The 16,750-nt window shown below is 51.3% G+C and carries 29 protein-coding genes; all 29 read left to right on the top strand.

Annotated features, from left to right (window positions below):
- Nucleotides 1-95: 95 nt before the first annotated feature.
- The 29 genes from rplB to HMPREF1493_RS00375 all read left to right on the top strand — a co-directional run bounded on the left by rplB (nucleotide 96) and on the right by HMPREF1493_RS00375 (nucleotide 16,680).
- On the top strand, nucleotides 96-932 hold the full coding sequence (rplB, locus tag HMPREF1493_RS00515) for a 50S ribosomal protein L2 (RefSeq protein WP_035426950.1): 837 nt from the start codon (nucleotides 96-98) through the stop codon (nucleotides 930-932).
- A 21-nt stretch (nucleotides 933-953) separates the two neighbouring features.
- Nucleotides 954-1,214 (top strand): 30S ribosomal protein S19, encoded by a 261-nt coding sequence (gene rpsS, locus HMPREF1493_RS00510; protein ID WP_035426948.1) that lies wholly within the window; start codon nucleotides 954-956, stop codon nucleotides 1,212-1,214.
- Between the two features lie 14 nt (nucleotides 1,215-1,228).
- Complete coding sequence (gene rplV, locus HMPREF1493_RS00505) at nucleotides 1,229-1,591, top strand: 50S ribosomal protein L22 (protein WP_012809240.1); 363 nt, start codon at nucleotides 1,229-1,231, stop codon at nucleotides 1,589-1,591.
- A gap of 2 nt (nucleotides 1,592-1,593) precedes the next feature.
- A complete protein-coding gene (gene rpsC, locus HMPREF1493_RS00500; protein WP_035426947.1) occupies nucleotides 1,594-2,304 on the top strand; it encodes a 30S ribosomal protein S3 in 711 nt (236 codons plus the stop codon).
- Nucleotides 2,304-2,729 (top strand): 50S ribosomal protein L16, encoded by a 426-nt coding sequence (rplP, locus tag HMPREF1493_RS00495; RefSeq protein ID WP_035426946.1) that lies wholly within the window; start codon nucleotides 2,304-2,306, stop codon nucleotides 2,727-2,729. The genes rpsC and rplP overlap by 1 nt, the downstream gene beginning before the upstream one ends.
- On the top strand, nucleotides 2,729-2,944 hold the full coding sequence (gene rpmC / locus HMPREF1493_RS00490; protein WP_035426945.1) for a 50S ribosomal protein L29: 216 nt from the start codon (nucleotides 2,729-2,731) through the stop codon (nucleotides 2,942-2,944). Before rplP ends, rpmC begins: the two co-directional genes overlap by 1 nt.
- A gap of 17 nt (nucleotides 2,945-2,961) precedes the next feature.
- A complete protein-coding gene (rpsQ, locus tag HMPREF1493_RS00485) occupies nucleotides 2,962-3,228 on the top strand; it encodes a 30S ribosomal protein S17 (RefSeq protein WP_012809236.1) in 267 nt (88 codons plus the stop codon).
- Between the two features lie 110 nt (nucleotides 3,229-3,338).
- On the top strand, nucleotides 3,339-3,707 hold the full coding sequence (gene rplN, locus HMPREF1493_RS00480) for a 50S ribosomal protein L14 (RefSeq protein ID WP_012809235.1): 369 nt from the start codon (nucleotides 3,339-3,341) through the stop codon (nucleotides 3,705-3,707).
- A gap of 11 nt (nucleotides 3,708-3,718) precedes the next feature.
- Nucleotides 3,719-4,036 (top strand): 50S ribosomal protein L24, encoded by a 318-nt coding sequence (gene rplX, locus HMPREF1493_RS00475; RefSeq protein ID WP_035426943.1) that lies wholly within the window; start codon nucleotides 3,719-3,721, stop codon nucleotides 4,034-4,036.
- Between the two features lie 304 nt (nucleotides 4,037-4,340).
- Nucleotides 4,341-4,901, top strand: a complete 561-nt coding sequence (rplE, locus tag HMPREF1493_RS00470; protein WP_035426941.1) for a 50S ribosomal protein L5 — start codon at nucleotides 4,341-4,343, stop codon at nucleotides 4,899-4,901.
- Nucleotides 4,902-5,026: 125 nt separating this feature from the next.
- Nucleotides 5,027-5,212, top strand: coding sequence for a type Z 30S ribosomal protein S14 (locus tag HMPREF1493_RS00465; RefSeq protein WP_012809232.1), 186 nt, complete (start codon nucleotides 5,027-5,029; stop codon nucleotides 5,210-5,212).
- A gap of 89 nt (nucleotides 5,213-5,301) precedes the next feature.
- Entirely contained in the window at nucleotides 5,302-5,700 is a 399-nt protein-coding gene (gene rpsH / locus HMPREF1493_RS00460; RefSeq protein WP_035426940.1) for a 30S ribosomal protein S8, read from the top strand.
- A 27-nt stretch (nucleotides 5,701-5,727) separates the two neighbouring features.
- Nucleotides 5,728-6,264 (top strand): 50S ribosomal protein L6, encoded by a 537-nt coding sequence (gene rplF, locus HMPREF1493_RS00455; RefSeq protein ID WP_035426938.1) that lies wholly within the window; start codon nucleotides 5,728-5,730, stop codon nucleotides 6,262-6,264.
- A gap of 68 nt (nucleotides 6,265-6,332) precedes the next feature.
- Nucleotides 6,333-6,701, top strand: a complete 369-nt coding sequence (rplR, locus tag HMPREF1493_RS00450) for a 50S ribosomal protein L18 (RefSeq protein ID WP_035426936.1) — start codon at nucleotides 6,333-6,335, stop codon at nucleotides 6,699-6,701.
- A gap of 9 nt (nucleotides 6,702-6,710) precedes the next feature.
- Nucleotides 6,711-7,232, top strand: a complete 522-nt coding sequence (rpsE, locus tag HMPREF1493_RS00445) for a 30S ribosomal protein S5 (protein WP_035426935.1) — start codon at nucleotides 6,711-6,713, stop codon at nucleotides 7,230-7,232.
- Nucleotides 7,233-7,234: 2 nt separating this feature from the next.
- Nucleotides 7,235-7,420: a 50S ribosomal protein L30 gene (gene rpmD / locus HMPREF1493_RS00440; RefSeq protein WP_012809227.1), complete on the top strand. Its 186-nt coding sequence runs from the start codon at nucleotides 7,235-7,237 to the stop codon at nucleotides 7,418-7,420.
- Nucleotides 7,421-7,431: 11 nt separating this feature from the next.
- Nucleotides 7,432-7,878 carry a 50S ribosomal protein L15 gene (gene rplO, locus HMPREF1493_RS00435; RefSeq protein WP_035426932.1) on the top strand — a complete coding sequence of 149 codons (447 nt, stop codon included), beginning with the start codon at nucleotides 7,432-7,434 and terminating at the stop codon, nucleotides 7,876-7,878.
- The gene (secY, locus tag HMPREF1493_RS00430; protein WP_035426931.1) at nucleotides 7,878-9,158 is read left to right on the top strand and encodes a preprotein translocase subunit SecY; all 1,281 of its coding nucleotides are present in this window, start codon (nucleotides 7,878-7,880) and stop codon (nucleotides 9,156-9,158) included. Before rplO ends, secY begins: the two co-directional genes overlap by 1 nt.
- 67 nt (nucleotides 9,159-9,225) lie before the next feature.
- A complete protein-coding gene (locus tag HMPREF1493_RS00425; RefSeq protein WP_035426929.1) occupies nucleotides 9,226-9,852 on the top strand; it encodes an adenylate kinase in 627 nt (208 codons plus the stop codon).
- Nucleotides 9,849-10,637 (top strand): type I methionyl aminopeptidase, encoded by a 789-nt coding sequence (map, locus tag HMPREF1493_RS00420; protein ID WP_035426927.1) that lies wholly within the window; start codon nucleotides 9,849-9,851, stop codon nucleotides 10,635-10,637. Before HMPREF1493_RS00425 ends, map begins: the two co-directional genes overlap by 4 nt.
- Before the next feature lie 113 nt (nucleotides 10,638-10,750).
- Complete coding sequence (gene infA, locus HMPREF1493_RS00415) at nucleotides 10,751-10,969, top strand: translation initiation factor IF-1 (RefSeq protein WP_012809222.1); 219 nt, start codon at nucleotides 10,751-10,753, stop codon at nucleotides 10,967-10,969.
- A gap of 146 nt (nucleotides 10,970-11,115) precedes the next feature.
- A complete protein-coding gene (gene rpmJ, locus HMPREF1493_RS00410) occupies nucleotides 11,116-11,229 on the top strand; it encodes a 50S ribosomal protein L36 (protein WP_002563183.1) in 114 nt (37 codons plus the stop codon).
- Nucleotides 11,230-11,244: 15 nt separating this feature from the next.
- A complete protein-coding gene (rpsM, locus tag HMPREF1493_RS00405) occupies nucleotides 11,245-11,613 on the top strand; it encodes a 30S ribosomal protein S13 (protein ID WP_035426925.1) in 369 nt (122 codons plus the stop codon).
- A 14-nt stretch (nucleotides 11,614-11,627) separates the two neighbouring features.
- Complete coding sequence (rpsK, locus tag HMPREF1493_RS00400) at nucleotides 11,628-12,029, top strand: 30S ribosomal protein S11 (protein ID WP_012809220.1); 402 nt, start codon at nucleotides 11,628-11,630, stop codon at nucleotides 12,027-12,029.
- 17 nt (nucleotides 12,030-12,046) lie between these two features.
- The gene (gene rpsD, locus HMPREF1493_RS00395) at nucleotides 12,047-12,640 is read left to right on the top strand and encodes a 30S ribosomal protein S4 (protein WP_012809219.1); all 594 of its coding nucleotides are present in this window, start codon (nucleotides 12,047-12,049) and stop codon (nucleotides 12,638-12,640) included.
- 24 nt (nucleotides 12,641-12,664) lie between these two features.
- Nucleotides 12,665-13,606, top strand: a complete 942-nt coding sequence (locus HMPREF1493_RS00390) for a DNA-directed RNA polymerase subunit alpha (protein ID WP_035426922.1) — start codon at nucleotides 12,665-12,667, stop codon at nucleotides 13,604-13,606.
- Nucleotides 13,607-13,639: 33 nt separating this feature from the next.
- The gene (gene rplQ / locus HMPREF1493_RS00385; RefSeq protein WP_035426920.1) at nucleotides 13,640-14,125 is read left to right on the top strand and encodes a 50S ribosomal protein L17; all 486 of its coding nucleotides are present in this window, start codon (nucleotides 13,640-13,642) and stop codon (nucleotides 14,123-14,125) included.
- A 73-nt stretch (nucleotides 14,126-14,198) separates the two neighbouring features.
- Nucleotides 14,199-15,911 carry an ABC transporter ATP-binding protein gene (locus HMPREF1493_RS00380; protein ID WP_051485197.1) on the top strand — a complete coding sequence of 571 codons (1,713 nt, stop codon included), beginning with the start codon at nucleotides 14,199-14,201 and terminating at the stop codon, nucleotides 15,909-15,911.
- On the top strand, nucleotides 15,904-16,680 hold the full coding sequence (locus HMPREF1493_RS00375; protein ID WP_051485196.1) for an energy-coupling factor transporter transmembrane component T family protein: 777 nt from the start codon (nucleotides 15,904-15,906) through the stop codon (nucleotides 16,678-16,680). Before HMPREF1493_RS00380 ends, HMPREF1493_RS00375 begins: the two co-directional genes overlap by 8 nt.
- Nucleotides 16,681-16,750 lie beyond the last annotated feature (70 nt).

Genomic DNA, 16,750 nt, shown 5'->3' with positions numbered 1-16,750 from the left:
GCGCATAGTAGATACGCGCGGTACCGTGGTAATCCGGTGTTAGCTCGACTTTCCCTTAAGCGGGCTAGCCAACGGAGAAGAAAGGGATACTGTTTATGGCAGTTAGGCATCTAAAGCCAACAAGCGCAGGCAGGCGCTTCCAGACAATCTCAGACTTTGCTGAGATTACAACTGATAAGCCCGAGAAGTCCCTTCTCGAGCCTCTGCCAAAGAAGGCTGGCCGCAACAACAATGGCCGCATCACTACCCGTCACCAGGGTGGTGGCCACAAGCGCCAGTACCGTCGTATCGACTTCAAGCGTCGCAAGGATGATATCCCAGCTAAGGTCGCTACTGTTGAGTACGATCCTAACCGTTCCGCTCGTATTGCTCTTCTGCACTATGCAGACGGCGCAAAGGCATACATCCTTTGCCCAGAGGGCCTGAGCGTCGGTGACACCGTTCTTTCTGGTACCAAGGACATCGACATCAAGCCTGGTAACTGCACCACTCTTGAGCAGATTCCAGTAGGTACTCTTGTTCACGCAGTTGAGTTCCAGCCTGGCAAGGGTGCTGCAATGGCACGTGCTGCTGGTACTTCCGTCCAGCTCATGGGTAAGGACAACGGCTATGCAGTTCTGCGTATGCCTTCCTCCGAGCTCCGTCGTGTTCTTCTGACCTGCCGTGCAACCATTGGCGAGGTTGGTAACGCTGAGCACTCCAACATTGTTGTTGGTAAGGCTGGTCGTTCCCGTTGGGCAGGCGTCCGTCCTACCGTCCGTGGTACTGTCATGAACCCTGTTGACCACCCACACGGCGGTGGTGAAGGTAAGAACCACACTTCTGGTCGTCCTTCCGTCACCCCATGGGGTAAGCCAACCAAGGGTTATAAGACCCGCGACCCGAAGAAGGCTTCTAACCGCCTGATCATTCGCCGTCGTAAGTCCAAGTAAGACACGAGTAGGAGTAGATAAATGAGCAGAAGTCTCAAAAAAGGCCCCTTTGTGGAGACTCGCCTCCTTGCGCGTGTCGCTGCAATGAACGAGGCTGGCAAGAAGGACGTTATCAAGACTTGGTCACGTTCCTCAACCATCTTCCCTGAGATGGTCGGTCACACCATCGCTGTTCACGATGGTCGTAAGCATGTACCTGTGTACGTCACCGAGTCCATGGTTGGTCACAAGTTGGGCGAGTTCTCCCCATCCCGTACCTTCCGCGGTCACAAGGCCAAATAGGGGGAGTGTAGTAAATGGCTAAGAACACCGATTCTATTGAGGTTCGCGCAACAGCTAAGTATGTTCGCGTTGCTCCTCGTAAGGCTCGCGCAGTTGTCGCGCTTGTCCGCGGTAAGTCTGTCGAGAAGGCCCTTGAGGTTCTTCAGTTCTCGACTCGCGCTGCCGCTACTGATGTTGCTAAGGTTCTGCGTTCTGCAGTTGCTAACGCTGAGAACAACAATGGACTCCGCGCTAACAACCTGGTAGTCAAGACCGCTTTTGTTGACGAAGGCCCAACGCTTAAGCGTATTCGCCCTCGTGCAAAGGGTTCGGCTTCCCGCATTAACAAGCGCATGAGCCACATTACCGTTGTCGTTGCACCTCGAAAGGAGGCGTAGGAATGGGTCAGAAAGTACAGCCTACAGGCTTCCGTCTTGGTGTAACCGAGAGCTGGCGTTCTCGTTGGTACGCCGATAAGGACTACGCCGAGCAGCTCGGCAACGATCTTGCTATCCGCAAGTATCTCGAGAAGCGCCTTGAGAAGGCAGCTGTTGCTCGTATTGATATCGAGCGCGCTGGCGATAAGGTCAAGGTAACTATTTTCTCCGCACGTCCTGGTATTGTCATTGGCAAGAAGGGTGCAGAGATTGACGGCCTCCGTGCAGATCTTGAGCGTGTTGCTAAGGTCGGCAAGGGTCAGGTCAACGTAGATGTCGTCGAGGTTAAGCGTCCTGAGCTTGACGCAAACCTTGTTGCTCAGTCCATCGCAGAGCAGCTTGAGCAGCGTGTCGCTTTCCGTCGCGCTATGCGTAAGGCTGTTCAGTCCGCTCGTAAGGCTGGCGCTAAGGGTATTCGTATCCAGTGCTCCGGTCGTCTGAACGGTGCTGAGATGGGCCGCCGTGAGTGGTACCGTGAGGGTCGCGTGCCTCTGCACACCCTTCGTGCTGCAATCGGCTATGGTACCGCTACAGGTCGCACCACCATGGGCGCTGTTGGTATCAAGGTTTGGATTTATTACGGCGAGAAGATGCCTGGACAGCCAACACCTAACCCAGCTCTTGAGGGCTCCGCTCGTCCTCGTCGTGCTCGCAATGAGAGGAGGGGCCGTTAATGCTTGCTCCAAAGCGTGTATTGCACCGTAAGGTACAGCGCGGTTCCATGAAGGGCCAGGCAAAGGGTAATACCCAGCTGCATTTTGGTTCCTGGGGCATCCGTGCAGAGGAGGCTCACTGGATTACTAACCGCCAGATTGAGGCTGCTCGTATTGCTCTCACCCGTGAGATGAAGCGTGGCGGTAAGGTTTGGATTACTATCTTCCCAGATAAGCCAATCACCAAGAAGCCTGCAGAGACTCGCATGGGTTCCGGTAAGGGTAACCCAGAAGAGTGGGTAGCAGTTGTTAAGCCTGGTCGTATCATGTTCGAGATTGATGGCGTACCAGAGGAAGTTGCTCGTGAGGCTCTCCGTCTTGCTCAGCACAAGCTTCCAATCAAGACCAAGATTGTCTCCAAGGCCGATCAGGACGGTGAGAACTAATGAAGTACACCGAAATCAAGGCTATGAGCGATGCAGACCTCGCTAAGAAACTCGAGGAAGGCCGCGCAGAGCTCTTTAATCTTCGTTTCCAGATGGCAACCAGCCAGCTGGACAACACCGCTCGTGTCAAGGCTGTTAAGCGTGACATTGCTCGCGTTCAGACCGAGATGCGCACCCGTCAAATTGCTGCGGAAGCTTCCGCAGAGCAGAACTAGATCGCAGGAGATAAGTTATGGCAGAGACCGAAAGCAGAAATGCGCGTAAGGTTCGTACCGGACTCGTCGTCTCCATCTCTGGCGAGAAGACGATTACGGTAGAGATTACGTACCGTAAGCACCACCCTAAGTATGGCAAGATGATGACCATCGGCAAGAAGCTTCACGTTCACGATGAGAACAACGAGGCTGGTCTGGGCGATACCGTCCGCGTCATGGAGACTCGTCCTCTTTCCAAGACCAAGCGTTGGCGTCTCGCAGAGATTGTTGAGCGCGCTAAGTAATTAGCACCTAGGAAACAGCTTTTAGCTCAACCTAGTTTTGTATCTATCATTATTTCTCATGTGCGCAAATACGCGCACCTCTGAGAAATTAGGTTCCGGAGGAACGTCACATGATTCAGATGGAGACCATTCTCAACGTCGCTGACAACAGCGGCGCAAGGCGCGTAAAGTGCGTCAAGGTCCTTGGTGGCTCCAAGCGTCGTTACGCCGGCCTTGCCGACGTCATCATTGGCGCTGTCCAGGAGGCTACTCCAGGTGGTTCGGTGAAGAAGGGCGACATTGTTCGCTGCGTCATCGTTCGTACCGCTAAGGACACCCGTCGCAAGGACGGTAGCTACATCCGCTTTGACCAGAACGCATGCGTTCTTGTTAACAAAGAGGGTGAGCCCAAGGGTACTCGTATCTTTGGACCAGTCGCTCGCGAGCTGCGCGACCACAAGTACATGAAGATTGTCTCACTTGCACCTGAGACCCTTTAAGGAGGAACGACATGCCTAAGATGAAGATCAAGAAGGGCGACAAGGTCGAGGTCCTCACTGGTAAGGACAAGGGTAAGCGCGGCGAGGTACTTCGCGTATATCCAGAGAAGAACAAGGTTGTCGTTGAGGGCGTTGCAATTGCAAAGCGCCATGTCAAGCCAAACGCAGCTAACCAGCAGGGTGGCATCGTTGAGGCAGAGGCAGCAATCGACGCTTCCAATGTTGCTCTTATCGACCCTAAGACCGACAAGCCAACTCGTGTTGGCTACCTGATCAAGGAGGACGGCACCAAGGTCCGCGTCTCCAAGAAGTCAGGCGCTGAGCTCTAAGTTATACGTGTTTCTCGCTTTGTAGAAGCATCTCAGAGCTACTTCAAACCCCGTTATCATCAGATAGCGGGGTTTTCTTTTTGGGCGAGAAGTGCGGTGTCATGTGGAAGTCGTGTGATGACACGAAAAAATATCAGCTAGCTTGAAATTCTCGTCCCATTTTTGCTCAATAAGGTCTAATATTGTTCATTGCGTCTTTCTATGGGATACGTATGTCTCGAGGACGCAGATGGCTCCTAGTTCGCCAAACTAGGAGGTGCGAGGCGATCCCCGCACTTAAAACCCCAAGAGTTAAGGAGAAACCATGGCAGACGAGAAGTACACACCTCGCCTTAAAGAGCTTTACTACGCATCTGTGCGTGATGCTCTGAAGGAGAAATTTGGTTACACCAACGTTAACCAGATTCCTAAGTTTGAGAAGATTGTTGTCAACATGGGTGTTGGCGAGGCAGCTACAGACGCTAAGGCAATTGACGGCGCTGTAAATGACCTCCGTACCATTACTGGTCAGCAGCCACTTGTTACACACGCTCGCAAATCTATCGCAACCTTTAAGCTTCGCCAGGGTATGCCAATCGGCGCTAAAGTAACCCTTCGTGGCGATCGTATGTGGGAGTTCCTGGATCGTCTGATCGCAGTTGCAATTCCTCGTATCCGCGACTTCCGTGGTATCTCTGCTAAGAGCTTCGACGGCCGTGGTAACTTCTCCATGGGCGTAACCGAGCAGCTCATCTTCCCAGAGATTGACTTTGACAAGATGGACCACACCCGCGGTATGGACATCACCATTGTCACCACTGCTAAGACCAATGAGGAGGGCAAGGCACTTCTCGACGCCTTCCACTTCCCATTCAAGCAGGACTAACTTTTACCTGCGCTTTAAGTTAAGCGCATTCCTGTTGGCATCATTGATGCCGGGTGACATAGTCACCAGCACTATTGTTTGAAGTCATCTTGGCGTTCGCCAAGTTGCATTTTGAAGGAGGATTTGTGGCTAAGACTTCGATGATCGTCAAAGCCTCGCGTGAGCCGAAGTACTCTACGCGCACACAGAACCGTTGCCAGCGTTGTGGACGTCCCCACTCCGTTTACCGCAAGTTTGGTCTGTGCCGTGTGTGCTTCCGTGAGCTAGCGAGCAAGGGCGAGCTTCCTGGTGTCCGCAAGGCAAGCTGGTAGGACTCAGGGCTCTGGCGTCAAGGCATCTGCGCCATGGGTGTAGATGAACCAGACACGCAGTTTCATCATTAACGAAGGAGAAGGATCAAATGAAAATTACCGATCCCATTTCAGACATGCTGACGCGTATTCGTAACGCAAACTCAGCTGGCAAGGATTCCGTATCCATGCCATCGAGCAAGGTGCTCGTTGAGATTGCTCGCGTCATCACCGAAGAGGGCTATGTCGAGGGTTACACCGTTGAGGATACTAAGCCTCAGAAGACTCTTCACATCACCCTTAAGTATGGTAAGAAGCGCGCTAAGGTTATTCGCGGCATCCGTCGCATTTCCAAGCCTGGTCTGCGCATTTACTCCACCGCTGAGAAGCTTCCACGCGTTCTTGGTGGTCTTGGTACTGCAGTGGTTTCCACTTCTAAGGGCATGATGTGCGACCGCGACGCTCGTAAGAACGGCGTTGGCGGCGAGGTCATCGCTTACGTTTGGTAAATCTGACAGGAATGAAAGGAGACAGCCGTGTCTCGTATTGGTAAGAAGCCTGTCCAGATTCCTGCTGGAGTCACTGTGACAGTTGATAACACCACCGTTACCGTTAAGGGTTCTAAGGGCGAGCTGACTCGTACTTTCTCTGAGCTGGTTGCTATCGCTCAGGAGGGCGAGGAGATTCTCGTTACTCGCGTTGACGAGTCCTCTGAGTCCAATGCTCAGCAGGGTCTTGTCCGTACCCTTATTCACAACATGGTTGTTGGTGTCTCTGAGGGCTTCGAGAAGAAGCTTGAGCTCACCGGCGTTGGTTACCGTGTAGCACTTAAGGGCAAGGATCTTGACCTTTCCCTTGGTTATTCTCACCCAGTTCTCTATGTTGCACCTGAGGGCATTAGCTTTGAGGTACCTGATAACACTCACCTTACTGTTAAGGGTATTTCTAAGGAGAAGGTTGGCCAGGTTGCAGCTGAGATTCGTATGAAGCGTCCACCAGAGCCTTACAAGGGCAAGGGCATTCACTACGAAGGTGAGCACATCCGCAGGAAGCTCGGTAAGGCTGCTAAGTAAAGCAACCCTACTTTTAGGCTAAAAGACCATCACCCCGTTAGGTGATGGCATGTCTCTAAGGAGAAGGAATGAACAAGCAGCAGGCGAAAAAGGCGGGTCTTGAACGCCGCAAGCGCCGCGTACGTGCCAAGGTCTTTGGTACACCTGAGCGTCCGCGTCTTGCAGTTCACCGCACAAACGCAAACATTTATGCACAGCTTATTGACGACGCTTCTGGAAGAACTCTCTGCTCTGCCTCTACGCTTGACCCAGAGTTCCGTTCTACTGGCAAGGTTGGCTCCAACAAGGAGGCAGCTGAGTTCGTAGGTGAGCTTATCGGTAAGCGCGCTGCCGAGAAGAACGTCACTGAGGTCACTTTTGACCGTGGTGGCCGTCTCTATCACGGCCGCGTCAAGGCTTTGGCAGATGGCGCCCGCAACGCGGGCCTGAAGTTCTAGGAGGATTCAATGGCACGTGATCGTAAGCGCCAGCAGGATACGGATCTTCAGGAGCGCGTCGTTTATATTCACCGCGTTTCCAAGACCGTTAAGGGTGGCCGCCGTATGTCACTCGTTGCTCTGGTAGTCGTTGGCGACGGTAAGGGTAACGTTGGTATTGGCCAGGGTCGTTCCGCTGAGGTACCTCTGGCAATTCAGAAGGGCGTCGAGGACGCAAAGAGAAACATGTTCAAGGTCCCACTGACCGAGACTGGTTCCGTACCACACGCAGTCACTGGTCACTATGGTGCAGGTTCTGTTCTTATTAAGCCTGCATTCGAGGGTACTGGTGTTATTGCTGGCGGTCCTATTCGTCCACTCTTCGAGCTTGCAGGTATCACCAATGTACTTTCTAAGTCCCTTGGTACCGACAACGCTCTGAACATGATTAAGGCAGCAGCTGAGGGTCTGAAGGAGCTTTCCAGCCCAGAAGAAGCAGCTGAGCGTCGTGGCCTAACCGTCGGCGATATGTTCGTCGGAAAGGAGAACTAACGATGGCTAAGAACCTTAGCATCAAGCTTGTCCGTGGCGCCGTTGCAGGCGTCAAGAAGGACCAGACTGCTACGGTGAAGGCCCTCGGCCTCCACAAGATCGGCGATACCGTCGAGCAGCCTGACAACCCAAGCATTCGTGGAATGATCTTCAAGGTTAAGCACCTTGTCGAGGTTGAAGAGAACTAGAGGTAGTAATAATGCAGCTCAATGATCTTCGCCCCGCAGTGGGTTCGCGCAAAAATCGTAAGCGCGTAGGTCGCGGTAATTCTTCAGGCAATGGTACTTTTGCCGGCCGCGGTATGAATGGTCAGCTCTCCCGCTCTGGTGGCGGTAAGGGCGCTGGCTTCGAGGGTGGACAGCAGCCACTGGCTATGCGTCTTCCTAAGCTTCCTGGTTTCACTAACCACAACCGTGTTGAGTACGCTCCAGTCAACGTTGCTCGTCTGAATGCACTCTTTGCAGATGGCGAGACCGTAGACGCAGAGGCTCTGGTTGCTAAGGGAGTTATTAAGTACAACTTCATCCCAGTCAAGGTTCTGGGTGATGGCGAGCTTTCTAAGAAGCTCACTGTTAAGGTCGACAAGGTTTCCGCCTCCGCAAAGGCTAAGATCGAGGCGGCCGGTGGAAAGGTTGAGGCCGAGTAGTGAGTAAAGGAATCGCCAACGCATTTCGTGTTCCGGAACTAAGGGGAAAGATTCTCCTTACGGTACTGATTCTTCTTCTGTACCGTTTTGGTGCGTATCTTCCTGTGCCCGGTGCTCCATTCCAGCAGATGCTTTCTGTTTATCAGAATGGTCTTTCTCAGAATGGCGCAATGGCCGTGCTTAACCTATTTTCGGGTGGCGCTCTTTCTCGCATGTCTGTTTTCAGTCTGGGCATCATGCCTTACATTACGGCTCAGATCATCTTCCAGATGATGCAGTCCGTTATTCCATCTCTTGGCGAGCTTGCTAAAGATGGTGAGAGCGGCCAGCGTAAGATTACGCAGTACACGCGTTATCTTACGGTTGGCTTAGCTCTGCTCAATGCAGTTGGTTACCTGTTCTTGTTTAAGAGCTATGGTGTATCTTTTGCATCTATGGAGGGCGTGCCTGAGGCACTTGAAAACTTCCTGGTAGTCTTTACCATGCTAGTTGGTGCCATCATTATTATGTGGCTCGGTGAGGTTATTACCCAGCAGGGTGTTGGCAACGGAATGAGTCTTATCATCTTTGCAAACATCATGGCTGGACTTCCAACAGCCCTTATTTCTTCAGTAGCTACTCGTGGAAACATTGTTCTTACCGTTGTTACTGTTGTGGTTATGCTCGCTATTATTCCGCTCATTGTTTACATTGAGCGTGGTCAGCGTCGTATTCCTATCAACTATGCCAAGCGCGTTGTTGGTCGTCGTATGATGGGTGGTCAGTCAACGTACCTTCCAATTAAGGTAAACACTGCAGGCGTTGTACCAATCATCTTTGCATCTGCAATCCTGTACCTTCCTGCTCAGGTTGCTGTGTTCTTCCCAGGAGTAGAGTGGATTCAAAATCTTGCTACTTCACTTTCTTCTGGATGGGTTAACTGGGTTCTCTCAGTTATGTTCATTGTCTTCTTTGCATACTTCTACACCTCAATGGTGTTCAATCCAGAGGAGACAGCAGATCAGCTTAAGAAGCAGGGTGGTTTTATTCCTGGTGTTCGTCCAGGTACTGCTACTTCAACGTATATCAAGACTGTTATTGACAGAGTCACCCTCCCCGGTGCTATCTTTATGGCAGTTCTTGCAATCGTTCCAACCATTATTTTCTGGTTCACAGGCGATTCGTTGATACAGGCGTTTGGTGGAACTTCCGTCCTGATTATGGTCGGTGTTGCAATGGATACACTCTCTTCCATTGAGTCCCACCTTAAGATGCACAACTATGAGGGCTTCTTTAAGTAGTTCTTAATACGTAGCATAAAGGGGCCTGGAAACAGGCCCCTTTTATTATTTGAAAGGAAGGCGAAGCATGAACATTGTTCTTCTCGGCGCACCTGGCGCTGGCAAGGGTACACAGGCTCAGAAGCTCGTTGCAGAGTATGGACTTGCTCACATCTCAACCGGTGACCTTCTTCGTGCTGCTGTTAAAGCTCAGTCTGAGCTTGGCATTAAGGCAAAAGAGTATATGGATGCTGGTCAGCTTGTTCCAGATCAGCTTGTCATTGACCTGGTAAAAGAGCGTCTTTCTGCAGATGACGCAAAAGCAGGCTTTATTCTTGACGGCTTCCCACGCAACACCGCTCAGGCAGTAACCCTTGATTCTGAGCTTCAGAACATGGGCCTCAAGCTTGATGCAGCTCTACTTGTTGCTGTTGAGCCAGAGGTTATTGTTGAGCGTCTTTCTTCTCGCCGTACGTGCAAAGAGTGTGGTTATACTGCACCTGCTGGTACAGAGACTTGCCCAAATTGCTCTGGTGAGATGTATCAGCGTGATGACGATAAGCCAGAGACAATTCGTAAGCGTCTTGATGTATACGAGAACCAGACTTCTCCTTTGATCGAGTACTACAAGGGTCATGGAATTCTGAAGGAGGTCAACGGAGATCGTCCTGTTGACGAGGTATTCGCCGACGTAAAGACACTCCTCGCACTATGATTACGATAAAAACACCTGAACAAATCGAGGCAATGAAGGTGTCGGGCGCCCTTTCAAAGGCAGTTCTTCGCCGTGCTGGATCTATGATTAGACCTGGTGTTTCAACGCTCGAGATTGACCGCGCTGTTGAAGCTTTTATTAGACTTCATGGCGGAACCCCTACCTTTAAAGGCTACGGTGGATTCCCTGGATCTGTTTGCTCTTCTATTAACGAGCAGATTGTTCACGGTATTCCATCAGCAAATGTCATTTTGCAAGATGGCGATATTCTGACCATTGATACGGGTGCTACCGTTAACGGTTGGGCAGGAGACAACGCTTGGACGTTTTACTGCGGAACAGTTGACGAGAAAACCCAGGCACTTTGTGAGGTTACGCGCGACTGCCTTAAGGCAGGTATTGCAGCTGCAGTTCCTGGTGCTCGCCTTGGCGATGTTGGACATGCAGTTCAGAAGCTTGCTGAGGATAATGGCTACGGTGTCATTCGTGATTTTGTTGGCCATGGTATTGGTCGCAATCTTCACGAGGATCCAGAGGTCAGAAACTATGGCCGTGCAGGTAATGGTATTGTTCTTCGTGAGGGAATGGTAATTGCAATCGAGCCAATGATTGCCATGGGCACCTACGATTGCACCGTTCTTGAAAATGGTTGGACCGTTGTTACCGATGATGGCCTGCCATCAGCACATTATGAGAACACCGTTGCTATTACTGCCGATGGTCCTGTTATCGTCTCCGAAGACGAAGTTGGTCCATGGTGCGAGATGCAAGGTGGCATAGAGTAACTAATACATAGTTCTTCTCGCTATCTAATTGTGTTGAAAAAATAAGTGATAGACGAGTGGCACATTTTTATGTATTATTGATAACCGCTGTCGATGTGTCGAGAGGATGAAAGTTGGCTAAACAAGACGCGATTGAGCTTGAAGGCAAGGTACTAGAACCCCTGCCAAACGCTATGTTTAACGTTGAGTTAGAGAACGGCAAGACCATCCTTTGCACCATCTCAGGTAAGATTCGAATGAACTACATTCGAATTCTCCCTGGTGACAAGGTTGTAGTAGAGATTTCTCCTTACGATCTTACCAGGGGTCGCATTACTTACCGATATAAGTAAGTAACGCAAAAGCCTTGTGCCATGCATGAGGCTATCTGTGTCTTTGCGCATGTTGCAAGGACATATGTACGCAAGTACAGTCGGTATTTCACGCCAGCGGCTGGGCGAGTATATAGTTCGTATCAGCAGAACCGAAAGGAAGACACATGAAGGTACGTCCTTCGGTAAAGAAGATGTGCGACAAGTGCAAAGTCATCCGTCGCCACGGTAAGGTTTACGTGATTTGCGAGAACCCGCGCCACAAGCAGCGTCAGGGCTAAGGAAGGAGCACCAAGTTGGCCCGTATTAACGGCGTCGACCTGCCACGCGATAAGCGTGTTGAGGTCGGACTCACCTATCTTTACGGCATTGGTCAGACTCGTGCAACCAAGATTTGCAACGAGACTGGTATCGATGTAAATACTCGCGTCAAGGACCTCACAGAGGAAGAAGTCACCAAGATTCGTGACTTTATTGACGCAAATTACACCACCGAGGGCGATCTTCGCCGCGAGGTGCGTCAGAATGTTGCCCGCCTGATGGAGATTGGCTGCTACCGCGGCCTCCGTCACCGCAAGGGCCTCCCTGTCCACGGTCAGCGTACCCACACTAACGCTCGTACTCGTAAGGGTAAGAAGCGTCAGGTGGGCGGCAAGAAGAAGTAGGCGAGGAGTAGCTAATGGCACAGAAAAAGAACGCTCGCACTACACGCGTCCGCCGCTCCGAGCGTAAAAACATTGCAGTGGGCCAGGCCCACATCAAGAGCACATTCAATAACACGATTGTCTCTATTTCCGATCCCCAGGGTAATGTAATTTCCTGGCAGTCCGGTGGTACCGTCGGCTTCAAGGGCTCTCGTAAGTCCACTCCTTTTGCTGCACAGCTTGCAGCAGAGGCAGCAGCAAAGGCAGCAATGGAGCACGGTCTCCACAAGGTAGCTGTTTTTGTTAAGGGCCCAGGCTCTGGTCGCGAGACCGCAATCCGTTCCCTTCAGGCAGCAGGCCTCGAGGTTTCGGGTATTCAGGATAAGACACCTATTGCACACAACGGCTGCCGTCCTAAAAAGCGCCGTCGCAACTAGCACGAAAGGACAAGCAAATGGCAATTGATAGGACCCCGGTCCTTAAAAGATGTCGTCAGCTTGGCATCGATCCCGTTGTGATGGGGATCAATAAGACTTCTAACCGTGAGCCACGTCGCCGTCGTCGCCAGGAGAGCGAGTACGGTATGCAGCTCCGTGAGAAGCAGAAGGCTAAGTTCATTTACGGCGTCCTTGAGAACCAGTTCCACGGTTACTATGAGATGGCTAAGAAGAACCCAGGCATTACTGGTGACAACCTGATGAGCATCCTTGAGACTCGTCTTGACAACGTCATCTTCCGCCTTGGCTTTGCTCGTACACGTAAAGAGGCTCGTCAGACTGTCCGTCACGGTCACATCACCGTTAACGGTCAGCGCGTTGACATTCCTTCTTATCGTGTAAAGAGTGGCGATGTTATCGCTGTTGCTTCCAAGGCAAAGGATCTTCTTCCAATCAAGGAAGCTCTCATTTCCTCCGAGCACATGGCAGTTCCTGCATGGCTTGAGGTTGACATTGAGAAGCTGCAGGGCACTGTTCTTCAGCTTCCAACCCGCGATCAGATCGACCTTGAGATTGACGCACAGCTGATCGTCGAGCTCTACTCCAAGTAAGCCCGACCCGTTTTGGAGGTAGCAATGTCCGAATTTATCCGACCAAACGTGTCGGTAGATGAAATCGGCGCAAACGTCGCTCGTGTGAGCGTAGAGCCGCTTGAGCGTGGCTATGGTGACACGCTTGGCAACTCCCTCCGCCGCGTACTGCTTTCCTCTCTTGAGGGAGCTGCGGTTGAGGCCATCCAGATTGATGGCGTTCAGCATGAGTTCACTACGGTTGAAGGCGTCTATGAGGACGTTACTGACATCGTTCTGAACGTTAAGGGCCTAGTTTTCCGCAACACCAACAACTCTGATGAGGCTGAGGCTTCCATCTCTGTTGATGGTCCTTGCAAAGTTACTGGTGCTGATCTTGATGTTCCTATGGGCTACGAGCTGGTTAACCCAGCTCAGCACATTTGCACTCTTGCTGAGGGAGCTCATCTTTCCATGAGGCTTCGCCTTGGTAATGGTCGCGGTTATGTTTCCGGTGAGGATAACGAGCGCGAGAGCGATCCAATTGGATTTATTCACGTTGACTCGATCTTCTCGCCAGTTCGCCGCTGCGCTAAGGCTGTTGAGCCTTGCCGTGTTGGCCGTCACACCGACTATGATCGTCTGGTGCTTGAGGTTGAGACCAATGGTGCAATCAGCCCTCGCGAGGCTGTCGTTGAGGCTGCAAACATCATTAACCAGCACATGAGCGCATTCATGGGACTTACTGATTTTGACGAGACTCAGGAAGAGGCTTCGATTTTTGCTAAGGCAGACGTCGAGGACGATTCCGAGCTTGAGAAGCAGGTTGAGGACCTGGACCTTTCCGTCCGTTCTTACAACTGCCTCAAGCGTGCAGGAATTCACTCTGTCCGTCAGCTCGTTGATTTCTCTGAGAACGATCTTCTCAACATCAGAAACTTTGGTGTTAAGTCTATTGAAGAAGTCAAGGAAAAGCTCGAGAGCATGGGCCTGTCCCTTAAGGCTTAGTCGCGCCTTGTCACGCATAGGAGAATGTAAATTATGAGGCACAATAAGAAGAGGGGCATGAAGCTTGGTACTGATGCTAGCCACACCAAGGCCATCAAGAAGAGCCTGATCCAAGCCCTTTTCACTAACGATCGTATTAAGACTCTTGACGTCCGCGCTAAGGCAGTTCGCGGCGAGGTCGACAAGGTCATCACTTGGGCAAAGCGCGGCGACCTTCACGCTCGTCGTCTTGCTATGGCCAAGGTTGGTAACGCAGAGCTTGTCCGTGAGGTATTTGACAAGGCTGCTCAGGGTATGTGGGCTGACCGCAACGGCGGTTACACCCGTATCATGAAGCTTGGTCCTCGTAAGGGCGACGCTTCTGAGGTTGTTATCCTTGAGCTTGTTACCGAGCCAGTTCAGCCAAAGGCTTCTAACAAGAAGGCTAAGGCAACCAAGGTTGCTCCTGCTCCTGTAAAGGAAGAGGAGACCGAGGCTCCAGCAGAGGAGACCGAGCAGACCGAAGAGGCTGCAGAGTAACTTCTGTCAAAGTGAATCTAAAGAGGTCCTGGCTTTTTGCTGGGACCTCTTTTTCAAATGAAGGAGGGTTGTCATGATTGAGTTCAAAAACGTTTCATTTGCATACGGTTCTTCAGCTGCTACACAATCTATGACCGACTCTGCTTCTAAAGACTCCATGGGAGCCACTGAGAGCCAATCTCCGCACCCAATGGTACTAACCCTTGATAACGTTTCATTTACCCTAAGGCCGGGCTCTAGAACGGTTGTGCTTGGCCACAATGGTTCAGGCAAGTCAACGCTTGCAAATCTTTGTAATGCATCACTTTTTCCTCTATCTGGAGAGGTTTTAGTAGACGGCAATTTAGTGACCGTAGTGCCGTCTACTCAGATTTCTTCTGTTGTGGGAATGGTTCGTCAAGATCCAACAGCGCAGCTTGTTTGTGCAACTGTCTTTGATGAAGTTGCCTTTGGCCCTGCTAATCTTGGTTTGCCAAAAGAAGAGATAGTTTCTCGCGTTACTCAAACACTGGAGCTTTGTGGCATTCCCGATTTGATTGATGCGTCTACCCATACGCTTTCTGGAGGCCAACAGCAGCTTGTTTCTATTGCAGCAGCGCTTTCAGTGCATCCACGTTATCTGGTGCTTGATGAGGCGTTTGCTCAGCTTGATACTCGATTCAGAAATCACCTTTCTAAGCTGGTAAATACCCTTGTTACAAACGGAATGGGTATGCTTGAGATTTCTCATTCGTTTGAGTCTCTTCCCGGGGCTGACCAGGTACTTGTTTTGGAGAAAGGCCAGCTAGTTTGGTCGGGAACTCCCACAGAGTTTCTCTTGGATGCAAATGCAATCGCAAACGCTGGTTTTGATGATGCACTCACAGCAACAGCGCATATAGCTGCACAGGCTGGCTATAAGTTTGATGTGTCTTTTAACGCATCAGAGTTTGTTGCGTTTCTTGTTGAGAACAACCTTGCGTTTGATGCTTTGGATACCCTTGTGTATCAGCGTGCCCTTGAGGTGGTGCGAGCAAACAACTATGACGGAATCCAAGCGCTTGGCGAGGAACACGAGCTGGCAGTTTGTGGCGTGTCTCACGCGTTTGACAGGCCCGTTCTGCATGACGTAACTATTTCCTCTACGGGAGAGCTTGTTGTTATGGTAGGCGCTTCTGGCTCTGGAAAAACAACCTGCGCCCGCATAGCTGCTGGCCTCATAGAGGCTGATACCGGGCACGCAACAATCGATGCGCGACTGGTGTGCCCTGGAGATGTTGGCATGTGTTTTCAGCGCCCTCAGGATCAACTCTTTGCCCAAAGTGTTGCTGAAGATATCGCGTTTGGTCCAACTAACAAGGGATTCTCGCCAGACGATGTTGAGTCGCTTGTCGCGTATGCGGTAGCACGTGTGGGGCTTGACCAGCAGGTCATGAACGCGTCTCCGCTGACGCTTTCTGGTGGCCAGGCTCGTCGCGCGGCGCTTGCAGGAACGCTGGCCTGCGCAACGTACGCGGTAGTGTTTGATGAGGCAACGTCTGGACTTGATGGCGAGGCGCGCTCGCAGGTGCTGCATCTTGCTCGTGAGCTGGCAAACGAAGGTAAGGCGGTTCTTGCAATTACCCATGATGTAAGCGAATGGCTTCCTTTTGCTGACAGAGTAGTGTTTCTCGAGAAGGGCTGTGTTGTTGCAGACGTCAATGTGCAAGAAGCACAGACAACCCCAGAGATATACGAGGCTGCGCAGCTTGATTGCCCGCTGTTTGTAAGCGTATTGCATGAGCTTTTGGAGGCCTGCTATGTCTAAGTGCCCCTGTGCTCTGCTTAAGCACTTCTCGCTTGCTTCATTGACAGCGCAGACAAAAATCGTTGCCACTTTTGTGGGCATTGTTACTCTTTTCTCAGTTCAACAGCCACTTGCCTTTGCGGTGTTCGCCTTGATTTGCGTGAGCCTTTTGTGGAGTGCTCGTGTAAGCTTGCCGGAGTTTTTGCGCGTAGCAAAGCCTGCAGCGTTCATTTTGCTTATATCATTTGTGGCTAATACGCTGGTATTTATTGGACATCCCGATATTATTTTCTCCGGATCAGTCGGTCTTTCTGTGGCGGGTTTTTACAGAAGCACCGTAGCTATTGCCCGCGTGTTGCTTGCTTTGGCGCTGGTTTTATCGGTTGCGTCAACAACTACACCTACGCAGCTTGCTGATGGCTTTTCTGTACTATTGCTGCCGTTGCGTCTTATTCGTGTTGACGTTGATGGTTTGAGCATTGTGCTCTCAATTGCCCTGAGGGCAATTCCGCTTACCTTAGAAGAACTCGACAGAATTAGAGCTGCTCAGAGGGCACGTGGATTCAATTTTGAATCGGGCGGTATTGTTGAGCGCATTAAAAAGTGGTTTACGCTTTTGGTACCGCTGACCGTCTCGCTCTTTCAGCGCGCAGATCAGATGGCGCAAACAATGACAGATCGCTGTCTTGGTGCAGCAAAACGTACGCGTATCTCCGCGAAAATGCAGCTTGTTGACTGGGTAGTGTTGCTGCTGTGGGTTGCACTGTGCTTTGGTCTTACAACGCTGTAGTGATCTTGCATTGCTAAACAACCTTGCATTGCTGTAGCGGTCTTGTGTCCAGCAGCTGCAATGAGTGCGT

Origin of the sequence: Atopobium sp. ICM42b (assembly GCA_000564995.1) — a bacterium.
Lineage (GTDB): Bacteria > Actinomycetota > Coriobacteriia > Coriobacteriales > Atopobiaceae > Lancefieldella.
The sequence above is the reverse complement of the archived record's forward strand: the minus strand, read 5'-3'. Positions and strand labels throughout refer to the sequence as shown.

Coding starts and splice junctions, on each gene's coding strand:
- rplR (WP_035426936.1), top strand. CDS start 6,333: ATGAACAAGCAGCAGGCGAAAAAGGCGGGTCTTGAACGCCGCAAGCGC.
- rplX (WP_035426943.1), top strand. CDS start 3,719: ATGCCTAAGATGAAGATCAAGAAGGGCGACAAGGTCGAGGTCCTCACT.
- rplB (WP_035426950.1), top strand. CDS start 96: ATGGCAGTTAGGCATCTAAAGCCAACAAGCGCAGGCAGGCGCTTCCAG.
- rpsE (WP_035426935.1), top strand. CDS start 6,711: ATGGCACGTGATCGTAAGCGCCAGCAGGATACGGATCTTCAGGAGCGC.
- HMPREF1493_RS00425 (WP_035426929.1), top strand. CDS start 9,226: ATGAACATTGTTCTTCTCGGCGCACCTGGCGCTGGCAAGGGTACACAG.
- rpsK (WP_012809220.1), top strand. CDS start 11,628: ATGGCACAGAAAAAGAACGCTCGCACTACACGCGTCCGCCGCTCCGAG.
- rplQ (WP_035426920.1), top strand. CDS start 13,640: ATGAGGCACAATAAGAAGAGGGGCATGAAGCTTGGTACTGATGCTAGC.
- HMPREF1493_RS00375 (WP_051485196.1), top strand. CDS start 15,904: ATGTCTAAGTGCCCCTGTGCTCTGCTTAAGCACTTCTCGCTTGCTTCA.
- rplN (WP_012809235.1), top strand. CDS start 3,339: ATGATTCAGATGGAGACCATTCTCAACGTCGCTGACAACAGCGGCGCA.
- rpmJ (WP_002563183.1), top strand. CDS start 11,116: ATGAAGGTACGTCCTTCGGTAAAGAAGATGTGCGACAAGTGCAAAGTC.
- rplV (WP_012809240.1), top strand. CDS start 1,229: ATGGCTAAGAACACCGATTCTATTGAGGTTCGCGCAACAGCTAAGTAT.
- rpsS (WP_035426948.1), top strand. CDS start 954: ATGAGCAGAAGTCTCAAAAAAGGCCCCTTTGTGGAGACTCGCCTCCTT.
- rpsQ (WP_012809236.1), top strand. CDS start 2,962: ATGGCAGAGACCGAAAGCAGAAATGCGCGTAAGGTTCGTACCGGACTC.
- rpsH (WP_035426940.1), top strand. CDS start 5,302: ATGAAAATTACCGATCCCATTTCAGACATGCTGACGCGTATTCGTAAC.
- map (WP_035426927.1), top strand. CDS start 9,849: ATGATTACGATAAAAACACCTGAACAAATCGAGGCAATGAAGGTGTCG.
- HMPREF1493_RS00390 (WP_035426922.1), top strand. CDS start 12,665: ATGTCCGAATTTATCCGACCAAACGTGTCGGTAGATGAAATCGGCGCA.
- rplO (WP_035426932.1), top strand. CDS start 7,432: ATGCAGCTCAATGATCTTCGCCCCGCAGTGGGTTCGCGCAAAAATCGT.
- rpsC (WP_035426947.1), top strand. CDS start 1,594: ATGGGTCAGAAAGTACAGCCTACAGGCTTCCGTCTTGGTGTAACCGAG.
- HMPREF1493_RS00380 (WP_051485197.1), top strand. CDS start 14,199: ATGATTGAGTTCAAAAACGTTTCATTTGCATACGGTTCTTCAGCTGCT.
- rpsD (WP_012809219.1), top strand. CDS start 12,047: ATGGCAATTGATAGGACCCCGGTCCTTAAAAGATGTCGTCAGCTTGGC.
- rpmC (WP_035426945.1), top strand. CDS start 2,729: ATGAAGTACACCGAAATCAAGGCTATGAGCGATGCAGACCTCGCTAAG.
- rpmD (WP_012809227.1), top strand. CDS start 7,235: ATGGCTAAGAACCTTAGCATCAAGCTTGTCCGTGGCGCCGTTGCAGGC.
- rplE (WP_035426941.1), top strand. CDS start 4,341: ATGGCAGACGAGAAGTACACACCTCGCCTTAAAGAGCTTTACTACGCA.
- rplP (WP_035426946.1), top strand. CDS start 2,304: ATGCTTGCTCCAAAGCGTGTATTGCACCGTAAGGTACAGCGCGGTTCC.